Origin of the sequence: Phocaeicola faecicola, from assembly GCF_013618865.1 — a bacterium.
GTDB classification, from domain to species: domain Bacteria; phylum Bacteroidota; class Bacteroidia; order Bacteroidales; family Bacteroidaceae; genus Phocaeicola; species Phocaeicola faecicola.
Genome location: NZ_JABSOE010000034.1, coordinates 19,116 through 45,167 on the forward strand (window position 1 = coordinate 19,116; position 26,052 = coordinate 45,167).

The window sequence follows — 26,052 nt, forward strand, 5'->3', positions numbered from 1 at the left end:
GAGTTATGAAAAAGAGACATTATGTAGCTGTTGCAGCGTTGGTAGCTTCTGCAATGGTAGGATGTTCAGGTACAAAGGAAGTAAAGAGTACTACCGGACTGAATCTTGCCAATCTGGATACGACCGTATCGGCTGGCACAGATTTTTACCGCTATGCATGTGGTGGGTGGATGAAGAACAATCCGTTGACGGATGAATATTCTCGTTATGGAACTTTTGAAGTGCTGATTGAAAACAACCGGAAGCAGTTGCAGGATCTGATCGAGGGATTGGCTGCAAAAGAAAATCCGGCCGGCAGTCTGAGCCAGAAAATCGGTGACTTATATAATATGGCAATGGACAGCGTGACCCGCAACCAGCAGGGTGTAGAGCCTATCAAGGCGGAACTGGACAAGATTGCCGGACTGACTGACAAGAGCCAGATTGTGCCGATGATGACCGAACTGCTCAACAACGGTGTGGGCACTTATTTCTCCAGCTTTGTATATGCTGACCCGAAGAACAGTGAAATGAACATTTTCCAGCTGGCACAGTCAGGAATCAACCTGGGTGAAAAAGAGTATTATCTGGACAATGACAGCGTGACACTGAATATCCGTGAAAACTATAAGAAATACATCGTCAAACTGTTCGTGCTGGCCGGTTTCCCGGAAAAGGAAGCAGAGCAGAAGATGGCCGACGTAATGGAAATCGAAACTGCCATTGCAAAGGATTCTTACAGTGCCGTACAGCAGCGTGATCCGGAAGCCAACTATCACAAGATGTCGTATGCCGACCTGAAGAAGACTTTCCCGGGTATCGACTGGGATGCTTATCTGAAAGGACTGGGCGTAGGTGAAGTCAGCGAACTGAACGTTTCCCAGATTGAACCGATCAAGGCAGTGGAGAAACTGATGAATACACTGCCTGTCTCAAAGCATATTTCTTATATGCAGTATAACCTGATCGATGCTGCGGCAGCCAGCCTAAGCGATGACTTTGTAGCTGCCCGTTTCGACTTTTACGGAAAAATCCTGTCAGGACGTCAGGTGAACTCTCCTCGCTGGAAGCGTGCGGTAGCTGCAGTGGAAGGTACCCTGGGCGAAGCTGTCGGTCAGATGTACGTAGAAAAATACTTCCCGGCTGCTGCCAAGGAACGTATGGTGAAGTTGGTCAAGAATCTGCAGGATGCACTGGCTGAACGTATCCAGGCTCAGGAATGGATGAGCGACAGTACCAAGGTGAAGGCTTTGGAAAAACTGAAAGCGTTCCATGTAAAGGTGGGATATCCTGACAAATGGAAGGATTATTCTACACTCGATATCAAGAAAGATTCTTACTGGGCTAACCTTTGCCGTGCCAGCAAGTGGGCGCTGAACGATATGTACAGCCGTCTGGGCAAGCCGGTAGACAAGGACGAATGGCTGATGACTCCTCAGACTGTCAATGCATACTATAATCCTTCTACCAATGAAATCTGCTTCCCGGCAGGTATCCTGCAGTATCCGTTCTTCGATATGAATGCCGACGATGCCTTCAACTACGGTGCCATCGGTGTGGTAATCGGTCATGAGATGACTCATGGATTCGACGACCAGGGACGTCAGTACGACAAGAACGGTAACCTGACTTACTGGTGGGCTCCGGAAGATGCTGCCCGTTTCGACGAACGTACGAAGGTGATGGCTGATTTCTTCGGTAACATCGAGGTACTCCCGGGACTGAAATGCAACGGACAGTTGACTTTGGGTGAGAACCTGGCCGACCACGGAGGTTTGAAGGTTTCTTTCCTGGCCTTCCAGAATGCCATGAAGACAGCTCCTCTGGGAGTAGCTGACGGATTTACTCCGGAACAGCGTTTCTTCCTGGCTTATGCAACCGTATGGGCCGGAAACATCCGCGAGGAAGATATCCGCATGCGTACCAAGAGCGATCCTCATGCTTTGGGTGAATGGCGTGTCAACGGCGCCCTGCCTCATATCCAGGCTTGGTACGATGCCTTCCACATCACTGAAAAGGATCCGATGTACGTCGCTCCTGAAAAGCGTGTGAATATTTGGTAACCGAATTGTAATTATTATTAAATAATCCGGATTTAAGTCGGGTATACAAGGGTTTAGGCCCTGTATACCCGACTTTTTTCTTTTCTGGGGCAGAACAGGAAAAGGCTTTCTCAAAAATAAATGTTATCTTTGCACGTAGTTTGAAGATGCATATGGGCAAAGATTTACGTTATAATGATTTTGCCGGTTTCATGGCCGCTCATTTTCCCTTTAAGGTGCAGAAAATATCGGTCAATGCCGGATTCACTTGTCCGAACCGCGACGGAAGCAAAGGGTCGGGAGGATGTACTTATTGCAATAACCAGACTTTTAATCCTTCGTACTGCCGTACGGAGAAATCCGTAGGAGAACAGCTGGAGGAGGGAAAAGCATTTTTTGCCCGTAAATATCCGGAAATGAAATACCTTGCCTACTTTCAGGCGTATACCAATACGTATGGCGAACTGGAAAAGTTAAAGCAGATGTACGAGGAAGCCTTGCAGGTAGAGGGGGTAGTGGGACTGGTCATCGGTACGCGTCCCGACTGTATGCCGGAGGAACTGCTCGATTACCTGGAGGAACTGAATAAGAAGACGTTCCTGCTGGTAGAATACGGTATCGAGAGTCTGGACGATGCGGTATTGAAGCGCATTAACCGCGGGCATGATTTTGCCTGCACCGAAGATGCGGTACGCCGGACGGCTGCAAGGGGGATTCTGACTGGAGGGCACATCATACTGGGATTGCCGGGTGAGACCTCTGAGGCACTGGTGCAGCAGGCGCTGAGGCTTTCGGAACTTCCGCTTACGACACTGAAACTGCATCAGCTGCAGCTTATCCGGGGAACACGCATGGCGCGTGAATACGAACTCAATCCTTCCGATTTTCATCTCTTTTCGGTCGACGAGTACATCGACCTCGTCATTGATTACGTCGAGCATCTTCGTCCGGATTTAGTCCTGGAACGTTTTGTTTCCCAGTCTCCGAAGGAACTGCTCATTGCTCCCGACTGGGGAATGAAGAACCACGAATTTACTGCCCGTGTCAAGAAGCGGATGGAAGAGCGCGATACCTGGCAAGGGAAAAAATATATAAAGAAAACAGTATAATAACCAAATAGATAATTAACAAACATGGAACTGAAAGGGAAAGTACATTATGTGGGTGTGAATGACCGCACAAAAGCTTTGTTCGAAAACTTGTGGCCATTGCCTTATGGAGTGTCTTACAACTCTTATTTGATAGCCGACGACGAAATGGTGGCACTGGTAGATACAGTGGACGTTGCCTTTTTCGAGGTATATCTGAAGAAAATCCGTAACGTGATCGGTGACCGTAAAATCAATTATTTGATCATCAATCATATGGAACCGGATCATTCAGGCTCTATCGCTCTCATCAAACAGTATTATCCGGATATCGTGCTGGTGGGCAACAAGAAGACATTCGAGATGGTTGACGGATACTACGGAGTAGGAGGAGACCGTTATGTAGTAGGTGACGGAGATTTCCTGAAACTCGGACACCACAATCTCCGCTTCTATCTTGTTCCGATGGTACACTGGCCGGAAACCATGGTGACATTCGATGAGACAGAAGGTATCCTTTTCTCAGGCGATGCTTTCGGTTGCTTCGGTGCCCTGAACGGCGGATGTGTCGACAAGAACATCAATACCGATATTTACTGGAATGAAATGCGCCGTTACTACGCAAACATCGTAGGTAAGTTCGGCAATCCGGTACAGAAGGCTTTGCAGAAATGCAGCGGACTCGATATCAAGATGATCTGTTCTACTCACGGACCGGTATGGGAAGAAAAGATTCCTCAGGTAGTAGAAATGTACGACAAACTGAGCCGTTATGAAGGAGAAGAAGGTGTGGTAATCGCTTACGGTACCATGTATGGAAATACAGAGGAAATGGCGGAAGTCATTGCCGAAGAACTGAGCCGTCAGGGTATCAAGAACATCATCATGCACAATGTATCGCACACGCATCATTCTTACATCCTGGCCGATGTGTTCAAGTATAAAGGACTGATTGTGGGATGTACCACTTACAACATGAACCTGTATCCGGAAATGGAAGCGTTGCTGAGCAAGATTGCAGCACGTGAAATGAAGAACCGTGTCATCGGTTACTTCGGCTCATTTACCTGGGCTAGTGCAGCTGTGAAGAAACTGGGTGAATTTACCGAAAGACTGAAATTCGAACTGGTAGGTAATCCGGTTGAAATGAAGCAGAGCATGAAGGTGGAAAATGCGGCACAGGCAAGAGAGCTGGCCAAGGCTATGGCCGACAGACTGAAAGCCGACAGAAAATAAGATTTCCGTTCCCGGGGATGACCCGGCCGGAAGGAAGACAAAAAGACCACCGGAACGTTGCACGGCAGCGTTTCCGGTGGTCTTTTTTATGAGTATCGTGTGCCGGAGAGGCCGCAGCCTCCTTCCGTTCAGTCTTTTGCCTGATGTACAGTGAGCTGCGGGAACGGGAATCCGATACCTTCCTTGTTGAATGTCTCGTAAACCACCCGGTTCATGTCAAAATACACGCCCCAGTAATCGTCGGTCTTGGCCCACGCACGTACCTTGATGTCCACGCTGCTGGCAGAAAGCGCTCCCAGTCCGATAAACGGAGCCGGATCTTTCAGGATACGGGCATCGGCAGCAATGATGCGTTCCAGTACCGCCTTCACTTTTTCGAAATCCTCACCGTATTCCACTCCGAATGTCCATTCGGCACGGCGCATGTCCTGCTTGCTGTAATTGACAATGGCATTGCTGCTCAGGCTGCCGTTGGGTACATAGATAATCCGGTTGTCTACCGTACTCAGGATGGTATGGAAAATCTGGATTTCCTTCACGGTTCCGCTCACGTTGTTTCCGTCGATGTAGTCTCCCACCTTGAAAGGCTTGAAGACAAGAATGATCAGTCCCCCGGCAAAGTTAGAGAGGTTGCCCGACAATGCCATACCGATAGCCACACCCGCAGAAGCCAGCAAGGCCGCCAGACTCGTAGTCTCTACTCCAAGTTTGCTGATGATGGCAAAGACAAGTACCAGATTCAACAGCAGGTTCACCAGACTGCGGCAGAAAGTCTGCACGCTGATTTCCAGTTTGCGTTTCGTCAGAATCTTGCATACCAGACGGTTGATCTGCTTGATTACAAACCGTCCGATTACATAGATCAGAATAGCCCCAATGATGCTTTTACCCGCATCGATTCCCCAATTAAGCAGCTTGTCCAGAATTTGTTCAACATTGACGCGCGAAGCTGCATTCAATAACGTTAATAACATAAATGTGTAATAATTAAATAAACAGTTATTCTTTTAATATACCTTTTCCCTGTCTTACGATGGTAGGTACATCTTCATAACAATTTATGACCGTAGAAGGTTCAATGCCTCCGATACCTCCATCGACAATCAGGTCCACTTCGTGGCCGAATTTCTCTTCTATCAGTTCCGGATCGGTGATGTATTCCAGGTCTTCCCCTTCCTCCAGCGGAAGCGTCGTAGTCAGAATCGGTGCATCCAGCAGGCGGCAGATCTCGCGTATGATCGGATGGTCGGGAATACGTATGCCCACCTCCTTCCGGTTCCTGAATATTTTCGGCAACCGGCTGTTGGCCTTCAGAATAAAGGTAAACGGTCCCGGCAGGTTCCGTTTCATCAGTTTGAAGGTCGCATTCTCCACCTGCGCATATTCGCTGATGTTGCTCAGGTCGTAACAGATAATCGAGAGATTGTTCTTTTTCGGATCAATCTTCTTCAGCCGGCAGATCCGCTCAATCGGACGCTCCTTGAGCGCATGGCATCCGATGGCATACATGGTATCTGTCGGATAAATCAGGATGCCTCCGTCATTCAGCACATCCACAATGCGCTGCAGGTCATCCGGATCATTGTTCTTGTCGTATAATTTCACTATCATAGGCTTATATTTAATAGCTGATATTGTTTCATTGATTTACCGGGCAAGGTCTGCTGAGACTAGTTTTCGACTACTCATTCGACCGCTTTTTCTGCTTCAGTTTTTCGGCCAGGGCATACTGGAGGGCAGCTTCTTCCTCCTTGCCTGCCAGTGCCAGTGCATTCCCCAGGTACTCGTGAGCCCCGGCATGCTCCGGCTTGAGGGTAGTCGCCTTGTCCAGGTCGGCAATCGCCCCTTCCACGTCGTGCGTATAAATCCTCAGTTTCCCTCGGTTATACACCGTCTTGAACTCCATCGGCCTCAGTCTGACCGCCCGGTTCAGGCAGTCCTCAGCCTCCTCAATCCGGTTGTCGTTGAAAAGAGTCACTCCCTTCCGCACCCAGGCATCCGCATACTCCGGATAAAGCTCGATGGCCTTGTCGTAGTTGGCAAGTGCCGCCCGGCTGTCGTGCATCTGCGTCACACACTCATTGCCCATCTGGTAATATTCGCGGGCATATTTCTGCAGACTTTTCTTCTGCTCATCCAACTGCTCCCTGAGTCTTTTGTTCTCCTGTTTCAGGATATTGATGATACCCAGTTTTCTTCGGATGAAGCGCTGTATCAACGGCTTCTCAATGTCATACCTGGAGTGGATGGCCTTGAAAAACTGTGTCATGAACGACTCGAAGTCTCCCCGGTTGAAGGACTTGACCGCTGCCGCATACTGGATGTCGGCCTGCGCCTCCTTCATGGCCTTGTCGATGGCCCGTGAATCGTTGAACTGTCTGGAAAAAGCCACGATTTCCGGACGGACGAAGATGTCGTTGCGGGAAATCTCGCGTTTCAGGCAGATGCCCTCAAGCGACGTACACCGGCTCAGGGCCACGTAGGCCTGTCCGCCGGCAAATACTCCTCCCGTAAAGTCGATGACTACCCTGCTGAAAGTCAGTCCCTGACTCTTGTGGACGGTAATGGCCCATGCCAGCCGGATGGGATATTGCGTGAAGGTTCCCAGTTCCTCTTCCTCAATCTTCTTCTCCTCTTCGTTGTAGTGGTACCTGATGTTGCTCCAACGCTCTTTCTGTACCCCGAATTCCCTTCCGTCTTCAGTGATGACATAGATAATGCCGTCGGCATCAATTCCGGAGATGGTACCCAGGGTACCGTTTACCCACCGTTTCTCGGCATCGTTCTTGATGAAGATAATCTGGGCTCCGGGCTTCACCGTGAGTTCCATCAGGGTAGGGAGACTGCTTTCCGGAAACTCTCCGCGTATCTCTCCCCGCAGCAGGGTGGCTTCGCCGGGCAACTGGTTCAGGCGTTCTTCGTTGATGTAGTCTACGTTGTCGCGCCGGGTGGCCAAGGTGATGTACATGTCCTTGCTGTCGCTGGAAGGAGAGATCCCTGCCCGCAGGTTCAGCAGTTGCAGTTCGGCCGTGCTCACCGAATTGGTGCGTATGTGGTTCAGGATGCTGACAAATACCTTGTCGGTCTGCCGGTACACCTTGTTCAGCTCAATGGCCACCAGTTCCATTTGCTGGAACACCTTTGCCGAGAAGAAGTAGGGATTGGGATAATACCGTCCGATGATTTCCCGCTCGTCTCCCTTGACCACCGGTTCCAGCTGGAACGCATCGCCTACCAGCAGGAGCTGCTTGCCGCCGAAGGGTTCGCGCATGTTCTGCGAATAGACCCTCAGTACCTTGTCGATGAAGTCGATGATGTCGGCCCTCACCATCGATATTTCATCGATGATGATGAGTTCCACGTTCTTGATGAGGCGGCGGTGGTCGGCCGAATATTTCAGGAAACTGTGCAGTTTGCCTCCCTTGAGACTGAAGTTGGGATCATCGGGCAGCAGCGGGTGAAACGGCAGTTTGAAAAAACTGTGCAGCGTACTTCCTCCTGCATTGATGGCAGCGATGCCTGTCGGAGCCAGTACCACGAATTTCTTTTTGGTAACCTGGCAGACATGCTTCAGGAAGGTAGACTTTCCGGTTCCGGCCTTTCCGGTCAGAAAGACGGACTGGCGGGTATATTGTATCAGCTTGAGCGCATTCTGGAATTCCGGATTTTCTGTGTCTATCGTTATGTGTGCCATGGTTCGGAAGAAATTACGGATAAAGATAGGCAAAGATAAAAATAAATGGAGAATGAAAGGGGGTGTTGAGGGGTTTTTTGCAGGCTCCGGTCCACAAATCCGGCAACGGCTACCGGTATAAACAGAAAAAAGGAGTTTCACAAGAAACTCCTTTTCCCCTCATTTTATTTAATGCCTAATACATGTCGGGTTCATGTCAAGCTGAACATGAAAACATTCAGCCTGTTTTTACTTCTTAATCTGCTCGTTGAGCATTACATAACCCCAGATCATCGGATCTGCGTTTGCAATCTTGTGAAAAATACTTTTTACCTTTTTCATAATGTTATCCTTTCTTTTTTAAGTTAAAAAATAAACTTTTCTTTTCCTCAGCGGGCCTCACGGTCGACTTCGGTATTCAATCTTTTACCTGAAAACTAAATTGATCAATAAACTTTTATTTACTTTGTTCTTTTGATTACGCTGCAAAGATAGGGCGTTTTTTGATACGAAATATGTTTTATAGCATATTTTTTATAGAAAAAGGGGTTTTATTGACCTAAATCAAAAAGTATGGACAGCCGGAAGGGGGAAAGAAGTGTCCGACAGGAGATGTGTAAGCGATTTCCCGGGGATATGAGAGGGAAGAATGATTTTATGAATGCTTGAAATTATGTTGTTTAGCAGTTTTTTACTATTTTTGCGACGTAATAACAACTAACAATTTTACGTATTGATGAAAAAAAATTTTTTGCTGATCGTTTTGCTGTGCTGTTTTTCGGGGGTATTGAAGGCACAGAATGTCCAGTTGCATTATGATTTTGGACGCGCAATGTACAACTCATTGGATACACGTCCAAGACTGACCACTACGGTAGAAATGTTCAAGGCTGACAAGTGGGGTAGTACCTTTTTCTTTGTGGATATGGACTACCAGCGCGACGGAGTAAGCTCTGCTTACTGGGAAATCAGTCGTGAACTGAAGTTCTGGGAGGCACCTTTTGCGGCTCACCTGGAATACAACGGAGGTATGTTTATCAATCATTCCATGCTGGCCGGTGCTGCCTATAATTGGAACAACAAGGATTTCTCGAAGGTGTTCGGAGTGCAGGTGCTCTACAAGTACATCAAGGGAAATGAGAAACCTCATAACTTCCAGCTTACCGGTACCTGGACGCTGAACTTTGACGGCGGACGCTATACTTGCAGCGGATTTGCGGATTTCTGGCGTGAGAAGCATGTGGATGGCAACGGCAATGCACACGACTTTGTATTCATCGCCGAACCTCAGTTCTGGGTGAACCTGAACAAATTCAAACATGTAGACGAGAATTTCAACCTCAGTGTAGGTACTGAGTGGGAAATCTCCAACAACTTTGCCCTGATGGATGGATTCTATTTCATTCCTACCCTGGCAATGAAATGGTCTTTCTAATATAATAAGTAAGGTATAAAAGGGTTGTTTGTCTTTGGGATTCAGAGGGCAGGCAACTCTTTCTCATTTTCTCTGGGTCCGATATTAAAATAGCTGAAAATTATTATGCTTGAAAAATTGTTTGGTTTCGACCGGAATGTAACCCGTGTGCGTACGGAGATATTGGCGGGTATCACCACTTTTCTGACCATGGCGTATATCCTGGCGGTAAATCCTAACATCCTGAGCGCTACCGGGATGGATAAGGGGGCGCTTTTTACGACAACTGTCATTGCCTCGGCCTTCACTACACTGCTGATGGCTTTTTATGCTAAATTGCCTTTCGGACTGGCGCCGGGTATGGGACTGAATGCGTTCTTTGCCTATACGGTCTGTCTGACACTGGGATATACCTGGCAGTTTGCGCTGACGGCGGTCTTGCTCGAGGGACTGATTTTTATTTTGCTTACGGTAACCAACCTGCGTGAAAAGATTGTGGATGCCTTGCCGGTGACGCTGAAGAATGCCATCGGAGCGGGTATCGGACTGTTCATTGCGTTTATCGGTCTGCAGAATGCGGGAATCATCGTCAACAACGATGCGACGCTGATCAGCCTGGGTAACATTACTTCGGGTACGGCTCTGCTGGGTATCATCGGTCTGCTCGTGACATCGGTGCTCCTGGTGAAGAAGGTGCGCGGTGCCCTGCTCTTCGGTATCCTGCTGACTACCCTTATCGGTATTCCGATGGGAATTACGCACATTGACCAGGTGGTAAGTACGCCTCCTTCCATTGAACCGATTTTCTGGCAGTTCCAGTGGGAGCATATCTTCACCAAGGAAATGGTGATCGTGGTATTTACCTTCCTGTTTGTGGATATGTTTGATACCATCGGTACGCTGGTGGGTGTGACTACCAAGGCTGGAATGGTGACGAAAGACGGAAAGATTCCGCATCTGAAACAGGCCTTCCTGGTCGATGCGATTGGTACTACAGTGGGTGCCATGCTGGGAACCAGTACCATTACGACCTTCGTGGAAAGTGCGTCGGGCGTGGGCGAAGGCGGACGCAGCGGACTGACAGCCTTCGTGACTGCCATCTGCTTCCTGCTGGCCTTGTTCCTGGCTCCGTTCTTCCTGGCTGTGCCGGGTGCGGCTACGGCTCCGGTGCTTATCCTGGTGGGACTGATGATGATGTCATCGGTGAAGAAGGTAGACTTCAACGATTATTCAGAGGCCATTCCGGCATTTGTGTGCATCGTGTTCATGCCGCTGGCATACAGCATCTCTGACGGTATCGTACTGGGAATGATCAGTTATGTGCTGATTAACCTGATTTGTGGAAACGTGAAGAAACTGTCGTGGGGAATGTATATCCTTTCTGCCATTTTCGTATTGAAGTTTTTCATGTAACCTATAATAGTTTGTCCGACAAACACGGAGGAGATCCTCCATTTTTATGAAATATACTGGAACCCGGGCAGGGAGGTCGTACAACCTCCGTACCCGGGTTTTCTGCCCCCGGTATGCAGGTTGTACGACCCGCGCACCGGGGGCAGAAAGGTTTTATCGGTCTGCCGTCAAATCCATCAGCAGGCGAATCCGTCTCTCCGCTTTGGCGGCAAGGTTTCCTAAAAACAAAAGATACAGCTATTTGCAAACTGGAGTTTGCTTTTTGAAGAAAAAAGAAAGAATAATGCTGCAGATGTTCCCAATGGAGTGAAAAACATGTTCTACAACCTAAAAAAAAGTCTATTCATGAAAAGATTATCTGTTTTTTTGCTACTTTTGCACAGACTAGGACTTGATGTGCTGAATTGAAAGTGCATGAAGTGAGTGTCTGTGGATGTGAGTACGCACAGACATGAGGTAAGAAGAATATTTTAAAACATAAAGCATGATACAGAAAGTATTGATCGCTAATCGTGGTGAGATTGCAGTGCGTGTAATGCGCTCATGTCGTGAGATGGGCATCCGCACTGTTGCAGTATTTTCCGAAGCCGACAGAACGGCGCGCCACGTACTTTATGCAGATGAGGCTTGCCTGATCGGACCGGCTGCTTCTCGCGAGAGTTACCTGAACATTGATAAGATTATCATGGCGGCTAAACGCCATGGAGTAGATGCCATCCATCCGGGATATGGGTTCCTTTCCGAAAATTCGGAGTTTGCACGCCGTTGCCGTGAAGAAGGAATTATCTTTATCGGACCGGATCCGGAGACTATGGATGCCATGGGAGACAAGATTTCGGCTCGTAAGCACATGATTGCAGCCGGTGTGCCTGTGGTTCCCGGAACAGAACAGCCTCTTCAGAGTGTAGAGGAAGCAAAGGAAATTTGCAATAAGATCGGTTATCCGGTAATGCTGAAAGCTTCCATGGGAGGTGGCGGTAAGGGTATGCGTCTGATTCACAGTGTAGATGAAGTGGAAGAGGCTTACAACACAGCCCGTTCGGAATCGATGTCTTCGTTTGGCGACGATACCGTTTATCTGGAAAAATTTGTGGAAGAACCTCATCATATTGAGTTCCAGATTCTGGGCGACAATTATGGAAATGCCGTTCATCTGTTTGAACGTGAGTGTTCTATCCAGCGCCGTAACCAGAAGATCGTAGAGGAAACTCCTTCTCCGTTCGTGACTCCTGAGCTTCGTCAGAAGATGGGTGAGGCTGCAGTTGCAGCTGCCAAGGCAGTCAACTACAAGGGAGCCGGTACGATTGAGTTCCTGGTTGACAAGCACCGCAACTTCTACTTCCTGGAGATGAATACCCGCTTGCAGGTAGAGCATCCGATTACGGAAGAGGTAGTGGGTGTCGACCTGGTAAAGGAACAGTTGCGCATTGCCAACAATGAGCCGCTGCACTTCAAGCAGGAAGACCTGAAACAGCGTGGTCATGCCATCGAATGCCGTATCTGTGCCGAAGACTCAGAAAACAACTTCATGCCTTCTCCGGGTGTCATCCGTCAGCTGATGGAACCGAACGGTATCGGAGTGCGTATCGACAGCTATGTATACGAAAGCTACGAAATTCCTATTTATTATGACCCGATGATCGGTAAGCTGATTGTATGGGCTACTACCCGTGAGTTCGCTATCGAACGTATGCGCCGTGTGCTGTATGAATACAAGATTACCGGTCTGAAGACCAATATCGGTTATCTGCGTCACATCATGAACGTGCCCGATTTTGTAGAAGGACATTATAATACGCTGTTCATTCCGAAACATCAGGATATGCTGCGTGAATGGGCCGGACAGAAGGAAGAGGAAACTGAAAACATTGCCATGATAGCCGCTTACATCGACTACCTGATGAACCTGGAAGAAAACAATTCAGGATCGTCGGATAACCGTCCGATCAGCCGCTGGCGTGAATTCGGTCTGAAGAAAGGCGTACTGCGTATTTAATTTTTCTACTAACTCAATTAAACAGAATTCAGATGGAAATACATATTGGTGACAGAGTAGCCGATGTAACCCTGGTAAGCAAGGAAGGGAACAAAGTGCAGCTGACAATCGACGGTGTGCCTTATGATGTAGACATCGTGATGGCCGAAAACGGAAGTTGTTCGATTCTGCACGACGGCAAGTCGTACAATGCGGAAATGATCCGCAAGGACGGTGGAAAGAGCTATACGGTAAACGCCCACTACCAGTCGTATAATATCGATATTATCGACTCTCAGGCCAAGTACCTGCGCATGCGCAAGGGAAGTGAAGAGAAACAGCAGGATAAGATTGTTTCTCCGATGCCGGGTAAGGTAGTGAAGATTCCGGTAAAGGCCGGCGACCGTCTGCAGACCGGTGACATCGTGGTGGTAATCGAAGCCATGAAGATGCAGAGCAATTATAAAGTAAACAGTGAGTGTGTGGTAAAAGAGATTCTGGTCAACGAGGGTGACTCAGTGAACAGCAATCAGGTGATCATGACGCTCGATGTAATTAAAGAAGATTGATTATGACAACAGCTGAACAATATAAGAAATTTGAGGAACTGGATAAACTGGCTTCTCAGGGTGGTGGCGTAGAGCGCGTGGAAAGACAGCACGCCAACGGTCACATGACTGCCCGCGAGCGTATCGATATGTTGCTCGACAAGGGTACGTTCAACGAAATCGACAAGTTTGTGATTCACAACTGTACTGATTTCGGTATGGAAAAGAACCACATTCCGGGTGACGGAATCGTTTGTGGATACGGAAAGATCGACGGACGTCTGGTATATGTATATGCCTATGACTTTACGGTATACGGCGGTACGCTGAGTGCTACCGGTGCCCGCAAGATTGTAAAGGTACAGGAACTGGCACTGAAGAACGGTGCACCGGTGATTGCCTTGAACGACTCGGGTGGTGCCCGTATTCAGGAAGGTGTAGGAAGTATTTCGGGTTATGCCTCTATTTTCTACCAGAATACCATTGCTTCGGGAGTGATTCCGCAGATCTCGGCTATCCTCGGTCCTTGTGCCGGTGGTGCCTGCTATTCTCCTGCACTGACCGACTTCATCTTCATGGTGAAGGAAAAGAGCCACATGTTCATCACTGGTCCGGACGTAGTGAAGGCAGTGACTCACGAAGAAGTGGACAAGGAAGAGCTGGGTGGTGCTTATACACACAGCAGCAAGAGCGGTGTGACACACTTCTTGTGTGAGACCGAAGAAGAAACCCTGATGAGCATCCGTGAGCTGTTGAGCTTCCTGCCTTCCAATAACATGGAAGATGCACCGATGCAGTCATGCTCAGACGATATCCGCCGCGTAGAAGAATCACTGATGACCGTGATTCCGGACGATCCGAATATGCCGTACGATATCAAGAACATCATCGAACCGGTGGTGGATGATCACTACTTCTTCGAAGTGATGCCTCATTTCGCCAAGAACATCGTAGTGGGATTTGCCCGTCTGGGAGGACGTTCAGTAGGTATCGTGGCCAACCAGCCGGCTTACCTGGCAGGTGTGCTCGATATCGATGCTTCCGACAAGGCTTCACGCTTTATCCGCTTCTGCGACTGCTTCAATATTCCTATCATTACGTTCGAAGACGTACCGGGCTTCTTGCCGGGCTGCGACCAGGAACACAACGGTATCATCCGTCACGGAGCGAAGATCGTATATGCTTATGCCGAAGCTACTGTACCAAAGATTACCGTAATCACCCGTAAGGCTTACGGTGGTGCGTACATCGTAATGAACAGCAAGCCGATCGGTTCGGATGTGAACTTCTCATATCCTACTGCCGAAATTGCAGTGATGGGAGCCGACGGAGCCGTGAATATCCTGTACCGTAAGGCTACTCCGGAAGAAAAGGCAAAAGCTGTTGAGGAATACAAGGAGAAATTCTCTAATCCTTACCGTGCGGCAGAACAGGGATACATCGATGAGATTATCCTGCCGAAGGATACACGTTACAAACTGATTCAGGCACTTGAGATGACTCAGAACAAGAGCGTGACCAATCCGCCTAAGAAACACGGTAACATGCCGCTGTAATAAATTAAATAATTAAATAATGAGTAGGGAAGCATTGCAAATTATTGCAATGCTTCCCTTTTTTATTTTAAAAACTTTTCATTTCTTTTTGTCGCGTTTATTTATTTCTTTATGTGATATTGTTTAAAAACATATTCTTTGTCAAAAGTTAAATATCCTATAATAAAATCCATCTTTAAATATATTATGTTAGTAAAATATGGTTGATGAATAAGTATTTCGTATAAAAAATGAATAAAATCTATTAAATTGATAATTTTTTATTGTATATGATAAAAAAGTTTTGGTAAAATTATGTTTTAAAAACAAAATATCTACTTTTGCAAAAAGATAGTTAATCAAGTGATATAGTAAATTTTTGTTAGAAATGAAAAAAGTGAGTGTTTGGCTATTCCTTATCCTTTTGTTAGGATATGGATGCTCAAAAGAGGATTCAGTGGGTGGAGACAATGGCAATGGACCATTAATTGAAATTTCTGTCCAAGAGGGGGATGAAAACAGTATGATTTATGCAACGTCGGCTGCTTTCAGTTTAAATTTAAAAGGTGTGGAATCTTATGTGTATGACGTTGCAGAGGGAGAAGTAACAGAATTGCCCGAGGCTGAGGTACTTTATGCCAATGCCAACAATGAGGGAGAAAGTGGTATTATTGAGGCACAGGAAGGTGCCAACCTGGTTACAGTAGAGGGTCTGGAAGGAAATACGACTTATACGGTGATTTTCGCCTTCAAGAGCACGGAAGGATATGTGGTAAAGAGCAAGGTGATAACTACTCCGGCTTACTCTCAACTGGTGACTTTAATCAACACGACTACTACCGGAATTACTTTCCACGTTGAGGCAGATGCCGATACTTATTACCGTGTAGCGGTAGCCGAAGCTTACAGCTATTATGGAATGAAAGAGCAGTTCGGTCATACCGACGTAGGATTCCTGGAATACGGTACGCTGATGAAAGGCTCTCAGACAATGACCATCGAAAACGGTACAAAGATTGATCCGGATCAGCCTGCCGAAGACTGGAATACATACCAGATTTTCTATCCGGGCGGTACTTATATCCTGCTGGTGGGTGAATGCGACTCGGAGGGTAACCTGCTGTTCGAAAGAAAAGAAGGAGGTTCGTTCCCGGGCGAACTGCTGAACCAGTCTGTGGCTGACCACATCGGTGAATATACGGAGGAGTATACCGACTTCGATGCGACTTATACCGGAAAATATGCGAAAATGAAATTATGGACTGCTTTCCCTGAACAGGTAGAAAACCAGACCAAAGTGGAAATTCTGAGAAAAACCGAAACTTCCTTGTCTTTCTCGGTAGTTCCGGGAGAAGGTGTCCTCAGTTATGGCGCATGTCTGATTGCGGAAGAAGACTACAATCATCTGTTGACATGGGTAGGTGAGGAAGGTATCCAGTCTTATCTGTTCTATTACATGACCAGTCCGAGTGTGGAACCAGCAGAGTTTTCTTATGAACGTCTGACGGTGGGCCTGAAGTATAAAATGGTAGTCATCTGTAACTACTCTGAAGATTTCATGAAGCAGAGTGCTTATGTACAGGATGTGGAAATCACTCCGTCTACCAATCCGAAATCTGTACTGACCCTGACTCATGTTCCAAGCGACAATCCGTATGAGGTGGTATTCAACATCAAGGCTCCGAATAAAGACTGTTACGGTGTGCGTTATGTGATGAACTATGTCAGTGAATGGGCAGGCGCTCCTTACGAGGACGACAAGATGCTTGAAATGTATGGAGCAGATGTAAAAGATGCAGAGATTTATGCTCAGATCAACAGCGACCAGGGTTACAATATGTCATTCGAAAGCTGGGAAAATACAGAGTCAAGAATCATCATGCAGTCGTATAATGTAGACGAAGGACGTTCTGACATTTACGAGGCTACCGGAAAGTCGGCTCCTGAAACAGGTACTCCGTTGGATTCTCCGGTGTTCGACAAGATTACCGGAACCTGGACGGCTACTTACAAGTACCGTACTTCCAAGAAGGGAGAAACTCAGACTGCTTCTTTCCCGATCGTGTTCACTCAGAATGCCAACGAGGCTCCGGCTTCTATCCCGGCCGACGTACATGCATCTTTGATGACTTACTGGAAGGGACTCGGATACGATGACGCGACTGCTGAAGCAAAGATTCAGGAATATTTTGAAGAATACAAGGTATCTGCCGAAAAGTATTCTACTAAATATAAGAACATGAACCGTATTGTAGGTAACGGATTCAAGCCGCTGCATGAGTTCTACGGCACTTGGAATTTGTTCTGTGACCTTGAATATGCAGTAGCTACTGCTGACGAACTGTTCTATGACTACGGACCTAAGATTTTCCTGCAGGTTGTGAAAGGCGATGACGGAAAAGAGCAAATCGGTCTGGTAACTTACGAAAATGCCATTCCGCCGATCTCATCGGGCATTACCAACTACAGCTACTACATGTTCGGTGAAAACGTAGAGTCTTCGGATATGGGATACCGCAACATTACCTTCCCGGTTGAAGTGTCGGAAGATGGTACGACAATGTCAATCAAGGGACTGGAAGACTCAAGCATTACTCCTTATCCGCTGTATCCTTCTGTAGGATACCTGATGAGCAACTATCCGTTCTACCGCTTCTACGGTGTCAGTGAAATTACGCTGACCAAGGTTTCGGAAGACGAAAAGGTAGCCGGACAGACTCAGGTGGCTTCACGCACCGGATATGAAGTGAAACCGATCGATGCACACCGTGGCGGCAACCGCTTCATGAAGATTAATCTGCCGACCCGTAAGAGTGCATTGAAGTTCCAGGAAAAGACCTTTGACTATAAGGGTCTGCCGACTGAGGCACAGAAACGGAACTGGTAATATTCAGGGGATATATATGTGAGTGTTTTTTATAGTTAATTGAAGTGCCTGGAAGGGAAGAGGATGGTCTCTCTTCCCTGATCCGGGACACTTGTAAAAGTGTCGGACTCTTCTGACCGGGGAGTATAAATGTATTATATTATGAAAAAATATCTGTCGATTCTTTTAGGAATCTTATTGTTCTTTATATACGTTCCTGTACAGGCACAGACTGAGGTGCCTGATGTAAAAGTGAAAAATCTGAATGGGGAATTGGTCAGCATCCGGGAGGTGGTTCAGGGAAAGCCTTTCATCATGTCGTTCTGGGGAGTAACGTGCAAGCCCTGCCTGATGGAACTGAACGCACTGAATGACCAGATGGAGGAATGGCTGGAAGAAGTGGACTTTGACATTGTGGCTGTATCTATCGACGACAGCCGTTTTTCTTCCCGCGCACGTTCCATGGTACAGGGATACGACTGGCAGTTTCAGGCTGTTTTCGATGAAAACCAGGACTTGAAGCGGGCAATGAACGTGTCTTTCACTCCGCAGACTTATATATTTGATGCAGCGGGAAAGATGGTTTATTCTCATTCGGGATATACCCCTGGAAGTGAACAGGAATTATTGGAACAACTGAAAAAGATAGCAGGGAAATGAAAAAGTGGATCGCATTGTGTATGGCAGGGGCTGTATCCTCTCTCTACGCACAGGACAAAGGGGGACTGACCGGTAGCCTTGAATCAAACAATATCTATTACGTGGACGATAGCAAGCTGGGGAATTCTGCTGCTAATCCGGATGACCATTTCGGTTCGAACAGTTACCTGAAACTGGATTACATGAAAGGGAAGTTCTCTGCGGGTATTCAGCTCGAGGGATTCCTGCCGGCATTGCAGGGGTATGAATATGCTACCTATAACAACGGAAAACGTACTTTGCTGGGATCGAAATACATCAGCTGGCAGGATGACAACTTCAGTTTCCGTGTGGGAGATATCTTCGAACAGTATGGCAGCGGACTGGTTTTCCGCAGTTATGAAGACCATACGCTCGGATTCAACAATTCCATCGAGGGTGTGAGAGGGGCGTATAATTACAAGAACTGGTTAGAGGTCAGTGCATTGTATGGTCGTCCTCGTCTGTATCTGGATTATGCGGAATCGGCCGTGCGCGGAGGTAACCTGAATGTGTCTTTGGGCAGCATCCTCGGATGGAAGGAGGTAGCCTTCGACCTGGGTGGAAGTTATGTAAACCGTTATGAGGCGCTGATGGACGATCCGGACTTTGTGGACCGGCTGACAACCAATAACCTGGATATGTATTCGGCCCGTGCCAGTATGGGATGGAAGGGGCTCGATGCCCGTGTGGAATATGTATCGAAGGGAAAGGATTTCCCGAATGCAGTGGCTGCCGAGATGGTGGACGGAAAGGCTATCTTGGCCGAATTGGGATATTCTTACAAGAATTTCTCGGCTTTGGGTACTTTCAGAAAGTTGGAACAGATGAGTACCATGCTTTCCTTGAAGGGAGCCGGAACGGGAAATGTACTGAACTATCTGCCGTCATTGACCCGTCAGTATACGTATATGCTAGCCAACCTGAATCCGTATCAGGTGCAAGCCGAAGGTGAGACTGCGGCACAGGTGGATGTGTATTATTCTATCCGCAACAAGGAGAACCGGTATAATTACTGGAACTTGCATGCCAATTTCTCTACGGCATATTCGGATGCCAAGATTACCGGTGAATCCCGGTTGTTGTGGCGGGACATGAATGTGGATGTGGAGCATCAGTGGAACAAGCAGTGGAAGACTTCGGCCCTGGTTTCCGTTCAGGAATGGAGCCCGGAACACGGAGCCAATGACAAGACATATGCTTCGAACATCTTTGTACTGGACAATACTTATAAGTTCAATAAGAAGATGTCTCTGCGCGCCGAACTGCAGTATCTGTATTCTCAGGATTACGAGAAGGACTGGATGGCTGTCTTGCTGGAATTCGGCATGGCACCGCGGTGGAGCTTCAGTGTAAGCGATATGTACAATCACGGTTCTTCGGACATTCATTATTACAACGTATCGGCCAGTTATGCTTATAAGGCTACCCGCATCCAGTTGGGATACGGTCGTAACCGTGCCGGATATGTCTGCTCCGGCGGAGTCTGCCGATGGACACCGGCCTATACAGGAGCCAATCTGACCATTACTTCTTCTTTCTGACGGAAACATCCGGAGGAAGGGGAAATCAGGAATCGTAAAATTTGATGTTGGTATTTATAAATTTGATCGTATGAAAAAGATATTTACTATGAAAACGAGAAATTGGTTTTCTTTTGTGTTGTGCTGTATGATGATGTGTTTCGTTTCCTGTACCGGAAATGACGGCTCGGGAGAGGAACCGGGTCCGGATCTGCAAGGTGATCTGGTCATCACTTCTTCTTCTTCCTTTGTAGTTGCCGACGGTTCGGATGCGGTCACCCTGACCGTGAAAAAGGGAGATACCGATGTAACGGCTGCAGCCAAGATCTACATGAACAATGCAGTCTATTCTTCTACTACTTTTACCACTACCGAACCGGGAGAATATGAATTCTTCGCCAGCTATGAAGGAGATATCTCTGAAAAGATCAAGGTGAAAGCCGTTGCTGAAGGAGTAACTCCTCTGCCCGAAGACGGACAGCCTGATAACTTTGACAGTTTCCGTCGCCGTGCCCTGGTTATTCAGTCTACCGGTACATGGTGCCAGTTCTGTCCGTTGGCTACAGGTGGTATCCAGGAATATCTGGCTAACCATAAAGAAGGGGATGCCGTATTTGCTGCGGCTCACGATGGTGATGAAATGAGTAACGATTATTCCAGCAAGGTCAATACTTGGATTGGGGTAACTACTTTCCCGACGGTTACAATGAACCTGAACAATATTTCCAGTTCCTTGACGATGAGTACCAATTTCTCTCAAAATGCAAGCCTGATTGACGAAGCAGTGTCACAGTTTGTAGGAGAAAAGGCCATGTCGGGCATTGCCGTTGCTGTAAGTGGCAGAGAGGATACCGGAAAACTGGATGTAATCGGTCAGGTGAAGATCGGTGAGACAGGACAGTACCGTATCGTAGCCTGGTTGCTGGAAGATGGTATCAAGGCTGAACAGACTGTAGCATCAGGTATCGAAGGTGATTTCTCTACTCACAACAATGTGTTGCGCCTGTCTTCTTCTTCAAAGGCATACGGAGAACAGTTGGGACAGAACCAGACCTTGTCTAAGGGAACGTTGGTTGACTTTGCAATGGAAATGAATCTGAATGATGCGACATTGAACAGTTTAGGAAGCTGCAAGGTGGCAGTCATGGTTACTTCTGCAAAGACTGGACGTTATGTGGTTGACAACGTGGTACTTTGCCCGATCAATGATGCGGTTGCCTTTGAATATAAATAAAGTCGTTTATGAGAAAATATGTATATGTTTTAATGGTATCCTGCCTGTCTTTGTGGACCGCCTGTTCGGAAGACGACAAGGGCACTTCGGAACCTGTGGATGAGGCTTACCTGGAAGTGGGGCAGGACTCGTTTAAGGGAGTCCAGTCGGACGGTGGAGTGTATACGTTGTCGGTTTCCACCAACCAGGAGTGGAGCCTGACCAGCGACAAGCAGTGGTGCGTGGTACAGGGAACTGGCAGTGGAAGCGGAAGTGCGGAGGTACAGATTGAACTGAAGGAGAATTATGAAGCGGACAGTCGTACGGCTACCCTGTTACTGACAGCGGTACAGCAGGAGGACATGTCGGTGGAAATTCAGGTGGAGCAGCCGGGGAAGGCTTATCAGGCCGATGCCCACTATAAGATTCCGGTAGTCTTTCAGGTGCTGTATGCCAATCGGAACAACGAAAACCAGTATGTGCGCGAAGGCCATCTGAAGGAGGTGCTGGACCGGGTGAACTCGCTGTACAAGCAAAGTGGGGTGAACATGAACCTGGAGTTTGTAATGGCTGAGGAAACTCCCGACGGAAAACCAATGGAAGAACCGGGTGTCAACCGTGTGGCATGGACGTCTTCTATCATCGACTGTGAAAAGTTCATGAGTTCCAGCGAGGAAAGATACTTGAATCTGGTGTGGGACCCGAACCGGTATATCAATGTTTTTCTGTATACCTTCAGTACTCCCAATATCCTGGGTATTTCTCAGTTCCCCTTTGTGGTGGCGCCGGATGCCCTTCCGGGAGTTACCCAGTGGCAGGGAGAGGTACCGGGAGTGGAGCAGTTGAACCGTCCTCAGTGCGTGTCTATCAATAACCGCTATGTATACGATTTTTCGGATCCGCTTTCGCCGGAGCATCCGGACGGGGCTGATACGAATGTTGCCGGTACACTGGCGCACGAACTTGGACATTTCCTGGGACTGAGACATGTCTTTTCTGAAACGTATACGGGAAGATGCGCGGATACTGACTATTGTGAGGATACTCCGTCGTACGACCGGAATGTATACCTGAAGCTGGTCAATTTCTACGGAACGGCCTATAAGGAGCATCTGGACGAACTGATCTGCAGAGAAGAGTGTGCTTCGGGAATGACATTCGTATCCGACAATATCATGGATTATTCGATTTCGTATGCCGATGCGTTTACTCCCGAACAGCAGGAAAGAGTGCGCTACATTCTGGAGCATGCAGTGTTTATTCCGGGACCTAAGGCTCCGAGAACTGCTGCACGGAGCAGAAGTACTGCCAAACTGGATTTACCATTTGAGTTAATGAAGTGAGATTTTATAATTTAAAAATGAGACGTTTATGAGAAAAAGAAGTTTTTGGGTGATACTGCCTTTTATGATGATGGGCGTTGCACCGTTGATGACAGCTTGCGATGATGGTGAAGAACCAAAGGAAGAAGAAGTGGTTACAGTAGAACCGTCGATAACCTTTTCTGAGTCGGAAGTAAGTTTTTCTGCATCCGAAAACAGTGCTCAGATGACTTATTCGCTGAAGAATGCCGGACAGGGATATAAACTGGCGGCTGCTTCCGAAGCTGACTGGCTGAGTGATTTTGATGTAACTACCAAGGGTATATTGTTGTTTACGGTAGCTGCCAATCCGGAAACTACTCCGCGTGAAGCTACTGTTACACTGACTTGTACTACCGCTGACGGTACGAAGGGTGAGGCTTCTTTCACTGTGAAGCAGGAAGCTAAAGCCGAAGAAGCTTTTGAGCTGACAATCGGTGATGTAGGTTCTTCATGGGCTCAGTTCGAAGTACTTCCGAAGGATAAGAGTATGTCGTACATGCTGTCTTATTTGCCGGCAGAAACCATGGAAGGCTATGTTTCAGATGAGGCTTTGTTCAATGATGAGATGAGCCAGCTCCAGCAGATTGCCGATCTCTACGGAATGTCTTTGTCGGAAGTTTTGTCAATTTTCCTGGTAAAAGGTGATATGACGGATCAGGTATTTATCAACATGGATCCTGAGACTGAATATTATGCATATTGCTACGGAGTGACAGCCGAGAACACACTGGCTACACCGATTACAAAAGTGAAAATCACTACCGCTGCAGCTGCACCTGTAAATAATACTATTTCGATTACGGCAACAGACGTGAAGTCACGTTCAATTACTATCGATGTAACTCCTTCTACATTTGATACCTATGTATTGGCTTACGGTGAAAAATCAGTAATTGATCAAATGTCTGACGCTGAGTTGAAAGCTGAATTGAGCAAAGAGAGCTTCGAAACCTCGGCAGGTAACCAGTTGAGTCTGGTTTATAACAATCTGACTCCGGATACTGAATATGTATTCTTGGCAATGGGACGTGCCGGACTGACTCCGACTACTGATATTCAGAAAACTACCATCCGTACTAAAGCAGCTGAAGCTTCTACTGCGACATTCGAAATCACAGAAACCAAGCAGTGGAATGCCAAGGAATTGAATGATGCTTATGATGGTAAGATCTTCCAAGACGATCCTAGCTTGGCACAAATGGCTGCCTTTGGTATAAAACTGAACTTCTCTGGCGAAGGCTTCTTGATCAATGCATTCGACAAGGGAGAAATTGACCAGGTAGAACAGGAATATGGTCCGCTTCCTGATGATGAATATATTGGCATCCTGACTTCTACAGGTTCTTTGGACAGTGAACCTATTTTGTGGGGATTCCCTTATAACTATGATGTATTGGTTGTAGGTGTAGGTTATGACAGCAATGGCAATTATACAAAAGTGGTTAAGTTGCCGGTTAACCTGAAGGCCAGCGACGATGCGGATCCTAGCGAATTTGAATCATTCTTCGGTATCTCATTGTCAATGAGCCGTGCTATCCATGCAGCTCTCAGTCCGAAGGTATGGAACTCTTCTTCTTTGAGCAATGTATCGGTATCTCCGAGAGCCAAACTGATGCAGTTGTCTCCGGTAGGAAAAACAATTTCCAATCCGAAAGTACTGGCCAAATAATCAGTGTTGAATGTACATCGGACGGATGGAAGGTGAAATTCCGTAACTTCCGTCAGTAAATAGCTTGCCCGGGAAATGTAAACTGGCATTTCCCGGGCATTTTTTTGTCAATTAATCCGGAAAGTCCGCAGAGAGGGGATGGAATGATTTTTCTCTTTCCGAGATGTTAATATGTGGTATGTTCAGGACGGGATATCTTCCTTTTTTATTAAAGAAATTTACTTTTTGGTGAAAGTTGCGGGGAAATAGCGGATTTTTCCGTAAGTTTGAATATATAAACCAATTTAGCTAGTTGTATACACGTGAGAAAACTATTCTTTATAGCCCTTTCTCTGATAGGACTGTTGTCTTTGTCCGGAGAATTGAAGGCTCAGCAGGTGACCCCCGACAAGGCGGGATATATTGTGAAAGTAGGTGACATGGCACCGGATTTTGAAATGGAACTGACCGACGGGAGCCGGATTGCCCTGTCTTCGCTGAGGGGAAAGGTGGTCATGCTTCAGTTTACGGCAAGCTGGTGCGGAGTGTGCCGCAAGGAAATGCCGTTTATCGAAAAGGACATATGGCAGAAACATAAGAGTAATCCACGGTTTGCCCTGTATGGCATCGACCGGGACGAACCTTTGGAAAAGGTAAAGGCTTTTGCGGCACAGACGAAGGTGACTTATCCGTTGGGACTGGATCCGGGAGCCGATATTTTCTCCAAGTACGCAGTACGCAATGCCGGTATTACCCGGAATGTACTGATTGACAAGGAAGGCCGGATTGTATTGATGACGCGTCTGTATAATGAGGAGGAGTTTGCCTCTTTGTGTAAAAAGATCGATGAGTTGTTGAAGGAATGAGAAAGATGAGTTTGAAGGCTATCAAGGCAGGATTTGTTTTGCTGTTGTGCTGGGGGATGGTATTTTCTGCCTTTGCCGAAAAAAGAAAGAAGAGTGGAAACTACGAACCGCTGTTCGGCAAGAGTCAGGCTGCTTATTCGGTGACTTCCTCCTCTTTGAGAGGGGCGGTATTTTATCTGGTCAGCGGTCATGGCGGACCCGACCCGGGATGCATCGGCAAGTATCAGGGGCATGAACTTCATGAAGATGAGTATGCTTATGACATTATATTGCGTCTGGGAAAGGAACTGCTTAAACGGGGAGCCAAGGTACACTTTATTATACAGGACTCCAAAGACGGAATCCGCAATACGGCGATATTGAAGAACAGCAAGCGGGAGACCTGTATGGGCAAGCCTATTCCGTTGAATCAGGTAGAGCGTCTGCAGCAGCGCTGTGATGCTATCAACCGCTTGTACCGGAAGGATAAGTCGGGATATAAGCGGGCCATCTTTATTCATGTCGACAGTCGTGGAAGAAGAAAGCAGACAGATACGTATTTCTATCATGCTCCGGGAAGCAAGTACGGACAGCGTCTGGCAGAGCAGTTGCAGCAGACTTTCCGGGCAAAGTATGCAAGGCATCAGCCTAATCGCGGATTTGACGGAACGGTCAGTGAGCGGAGCCTGTTCGTGCTGCGGAATACGGTGCCTTACGCCGTTTTCATGGAACTGGGAAATATTCAGAATGCTCTCGACCAGAAACGGCTGGTGATTCCGGATAACCGGCAGGCATTGGCCAACTGGATTGCAGAGGCTATTGAGAAAGATTTCAAGAAATCAAGATAAACAGACCGGCCGGAAATGCCGGGTGAATGGAAATAAAAAGGGATATTCAGTAAATGTCCCTAAAAAGTAAGGTGGCATATAAAGTCGATAGAGTATAATCACTTTATATGCCATTGCTATTGCCCTTTTTCTGTGTTTTTTCATATAATCCTATCAGTTGGACA

The 26,052-nt window shown here is 47.3% G+C and carries 19 protein-coding genes; 16 read left to right on the plus strand and 3 right to left on the minus strand.

Going from position 1 to position 26,052, the window contains the following annotated elements; all coding sequences use genetic code 11:
- Positions 1-5 precede the first annotated feature (5 nt).
- From H3001_RS10545 to H3001_RS10555, 3 genes are all read left to right on the plus strand, one after another.
- Positions 6-2,042 carry a M13 family metallopeptidase gene (locus tag H3001_RS10545; protein WP_178243395.1) on the plus strand — a complete coding sequence of 679 codons (2,037 nt, stop codon included), beginning with the start codon at positions 6-8 and terminating at the stop codon, positions 2,040-2,042.
- Between the two features lie 152 nt (positions 2,043-2,194).
- Positions 2,195-3,130 (plus strand): TIGR01212 family radical SAM protein, encoded by a 936-nt coding sequence (locus tag H3001_RS10550; RefSeq protein WP_181214888.1) that lies wholly within the window; start codon positions 2,195-2,197, stop codon positions 3,128-3,130.
- A 24-nt stretch (positions 3,131-3,154) separates the two neighbouring features.
- Entirely contained in the window at positions 3,155-4,345 is a 1,191-nt protein-coding gene (locus H3001_RS10555; protein ID WP_178243393.1) for an FprA family A-type flavoprotein, read from the plus strand.
- 128 nt (positions 4,346-4,473) lie between these two features.
- On the opposite strand, the gene H3001_RS10560 is transcribed toward H3001_RS10555, so the two are convergent.
- The 3 genes from H3001_RS10560 to H3001_RS10570 form a co-directional block, all read right to left on the minus strand.
- Entirely contained in the window at positions 4,474-5,319 is an 846-nt protein-coding gene (locus H3001_RS10560) for a mechanosensitive ion channel family protein (RefSeq protein ID WP_181214889.1), read from the minus strand.
- Between the two features lie 25 nt (positions 5,320-5,344).
- The gene (locus H3001_RS10565; RefSeq protein WP_181214890.1) at positions 5,345-5,956 is read right to left on the minus strand and encodes an L-threonylcarbamoyladenylate synthase; all 612 of its coding nucleotides are present in this window, start codon (positions 5,954-5,956) and stop codon (positions 5,345-5,347) included.
- 70 nt (positions 5,957-6,026) lie between these two features.
- Positions 6,027-8,039 (minus strand): tetratricopeptide repeat protein, encoded by a 2,013-nt coding sequence (locus tag H3001_RS10570; RefSeq protein WP_219915869.1) that lies wholly within the window; start codon positions 8,037-8,039, stop codon positions 6,027-6,029.
- A 715-nt stretch (positions 8,040-8,754) separates the two neighbouring features.
- On the opposite strand from H3001_RS10570, the gene H3001_RS10575 reads away from it, so the two are divergent.
- The 13 genes from H3001_RS10575 (at position 8,755) to H3001_RS10635 (ending at position 25,888) form a co-directional block, all read left to right on the plus strand.
- Complete coding sequence (locus tag H3001_RS10575; protein WP_178243390.1) at positions 8,755-9,453, plus strand: nucleoside-specific channel-forming Tsx family protein; 699 nt, start codon at positions 8,755-8,757, stop codon at positions 9,451-9,453.
- A 105-nt stretch (positions 9,454-9,558) separates the two neighbouring features.
- On the plus strand, positions 9,559-10,845 hold the full coding sequence (locus H3001_RS10580; RefSeq protein WP_178243389.1) for an NCS2 family permease: 1,287 nt from the start codon (positions 9,559-9,561) through the stop codon (positions 10,843-10,845).
- Positions 10,846-11,329: 484 nt separating this feature from the next.
- Positions 11,330-12,841: an acetyl-CoA carboxylase biotin carboxylase subunit gene (accC, locus tag H3001_RS10585; RefSeq protein ID WP_178243388.1), complete on the plus strand. Its 1,512-nt coding sequence runs from the start codon at positions 11,330-11,332 to the stop codon at positions 12,839-12,841.
- 32 nt (positions 12,842-12,873) lie between these two features.
- Complete coding sequence (locus H3001_RS10590) at positions 12,874-13,389, plus strand: biotin/lipoyl-containing protein (RefSeq protein ID WP_178243387.1); 516 nt, start codon at positions 12,874-12,876, stop codon at positions 13,387-13,389.
- Between the two features lie 2 nt (positions 13,390-13,391).
- On the plus strand, positions 13,392-14,924 hold the full coding sequence (locus tag H3001_RS10595; RefSeq protein ID WP_181214891.1) for an acyl-CoA carboxylase subunit beta: 1,533 nt from the start codon (positions 13,392-13,394) through the stop codon (positions 14,922-14,924).
- Positions 14,925-15,426: 502 nt separating this feature from the next.
- Positions 15,427-17,790: a hypothetical protein gene (locus tag H3001_RS10600; RefSeq protein WP_181214892.1), complete on the plus strand. Its 2,364-nt coding sequence runs from the start codon at positions 15,427-15,429 to the stop codon at positions 17,788-17,790.
- Positions 17,791-17,931: 141 nt separating this feature from the next.
- Positions 17,932-18,429 carry a TlpA family protein disulfide reductase gene (locus H3001_RS10605; RefSeq protein ID WP_181214893.1) on the plus strand — a complete coding sequence of 166 codons (498 nt, stop codon included), beginning with the start codon at positions 17,932-17,934 and terminating at the stop codon, positions 18,427-18,429.
- Positions 18,426-19,991 (plus strand): DUF6029 family protein, encoded by a 1,566-nt coding sequence (locus tag H3001_RS10610; RefSeq protein ID WP_181214894.1) that lies wholly within the window; start codon positions 18,426-18,428, stop codon positions 19,989-19,991. The genes H3001_RS10605 and H3001_RS10610 overlap by 4 nt, the downstream gene beginning before the upstream one ends.
- 88 nt (positions 19,992-20,079) lie before the next feature.
- Positions 20,080-21,204 carry an Omp28-related outer membrane protein gene (locus tag H3001_RS10615; RefSeq protein WP_178243382.1) on the plus strand — a complete coding sequence of 375 codons (1,125 nt, stop codon included), beginning with the start codon at positions 20,080-20,082 and terminating at the stop codon, positions 21,202-21,204.
- A gap of 8 nt (positions 21,205-21,212) precedes the next feature.
- The gene (locus H3001_RS10620; RefSeq protein ID WP_181214895.1) at positions 21,213-22,526 is read left to right on the plus strand and encodes a zinc-dependent metalloproteinase lipoprotein; all 1,314 of its coding nucleotides are present in this window, start codon (positions 21,213-21,215) and stop codon (positions 22,524-22,526) included.
- A 28-nt stretch (positions 22,527-22,554) separates the two neighbouring features.
- The gene (locus H3001_RS10625; RefSeq protein WP_181214896.1) at positions 22,555-24,216 is read left to right on the plus strand and encodes a BACON domain-containing protein; all 1,662 of its coding nucleotides are present in this window, start codon (positions 22,555-22,557) and stop codon (positions 24,214-24,216) included.
- A 320-nt stretch (positions 24,217-24,536) separates the two neighbouring features.
- Positions 24,537-25,061, plus strand: coding sequence for a TlpA family protein disulfide reductase (locus H3001_RS10630; protein WP_394367806.1), 525 nt, complete (start codon positions 24,537-24,539; stop codon positions 25,059-25,061).
- A gap of 56 nt (positions 25,062-25,117) precedes the next feature.
- Positions 25,118-25,888: an N-acetylmuramoyl-L-alanine amidase family protein gene (locus H3001_RS10635; RefSeq protein WP_178243410.1), complete on the plus strand. Its 771-nt coding sequence runs from the start codon at positions 25,118-25,120 to the stop codon at positions 25,886-25,888.
- Positions 25,889-26,052 lie beyond the last annotated feature (164 nt).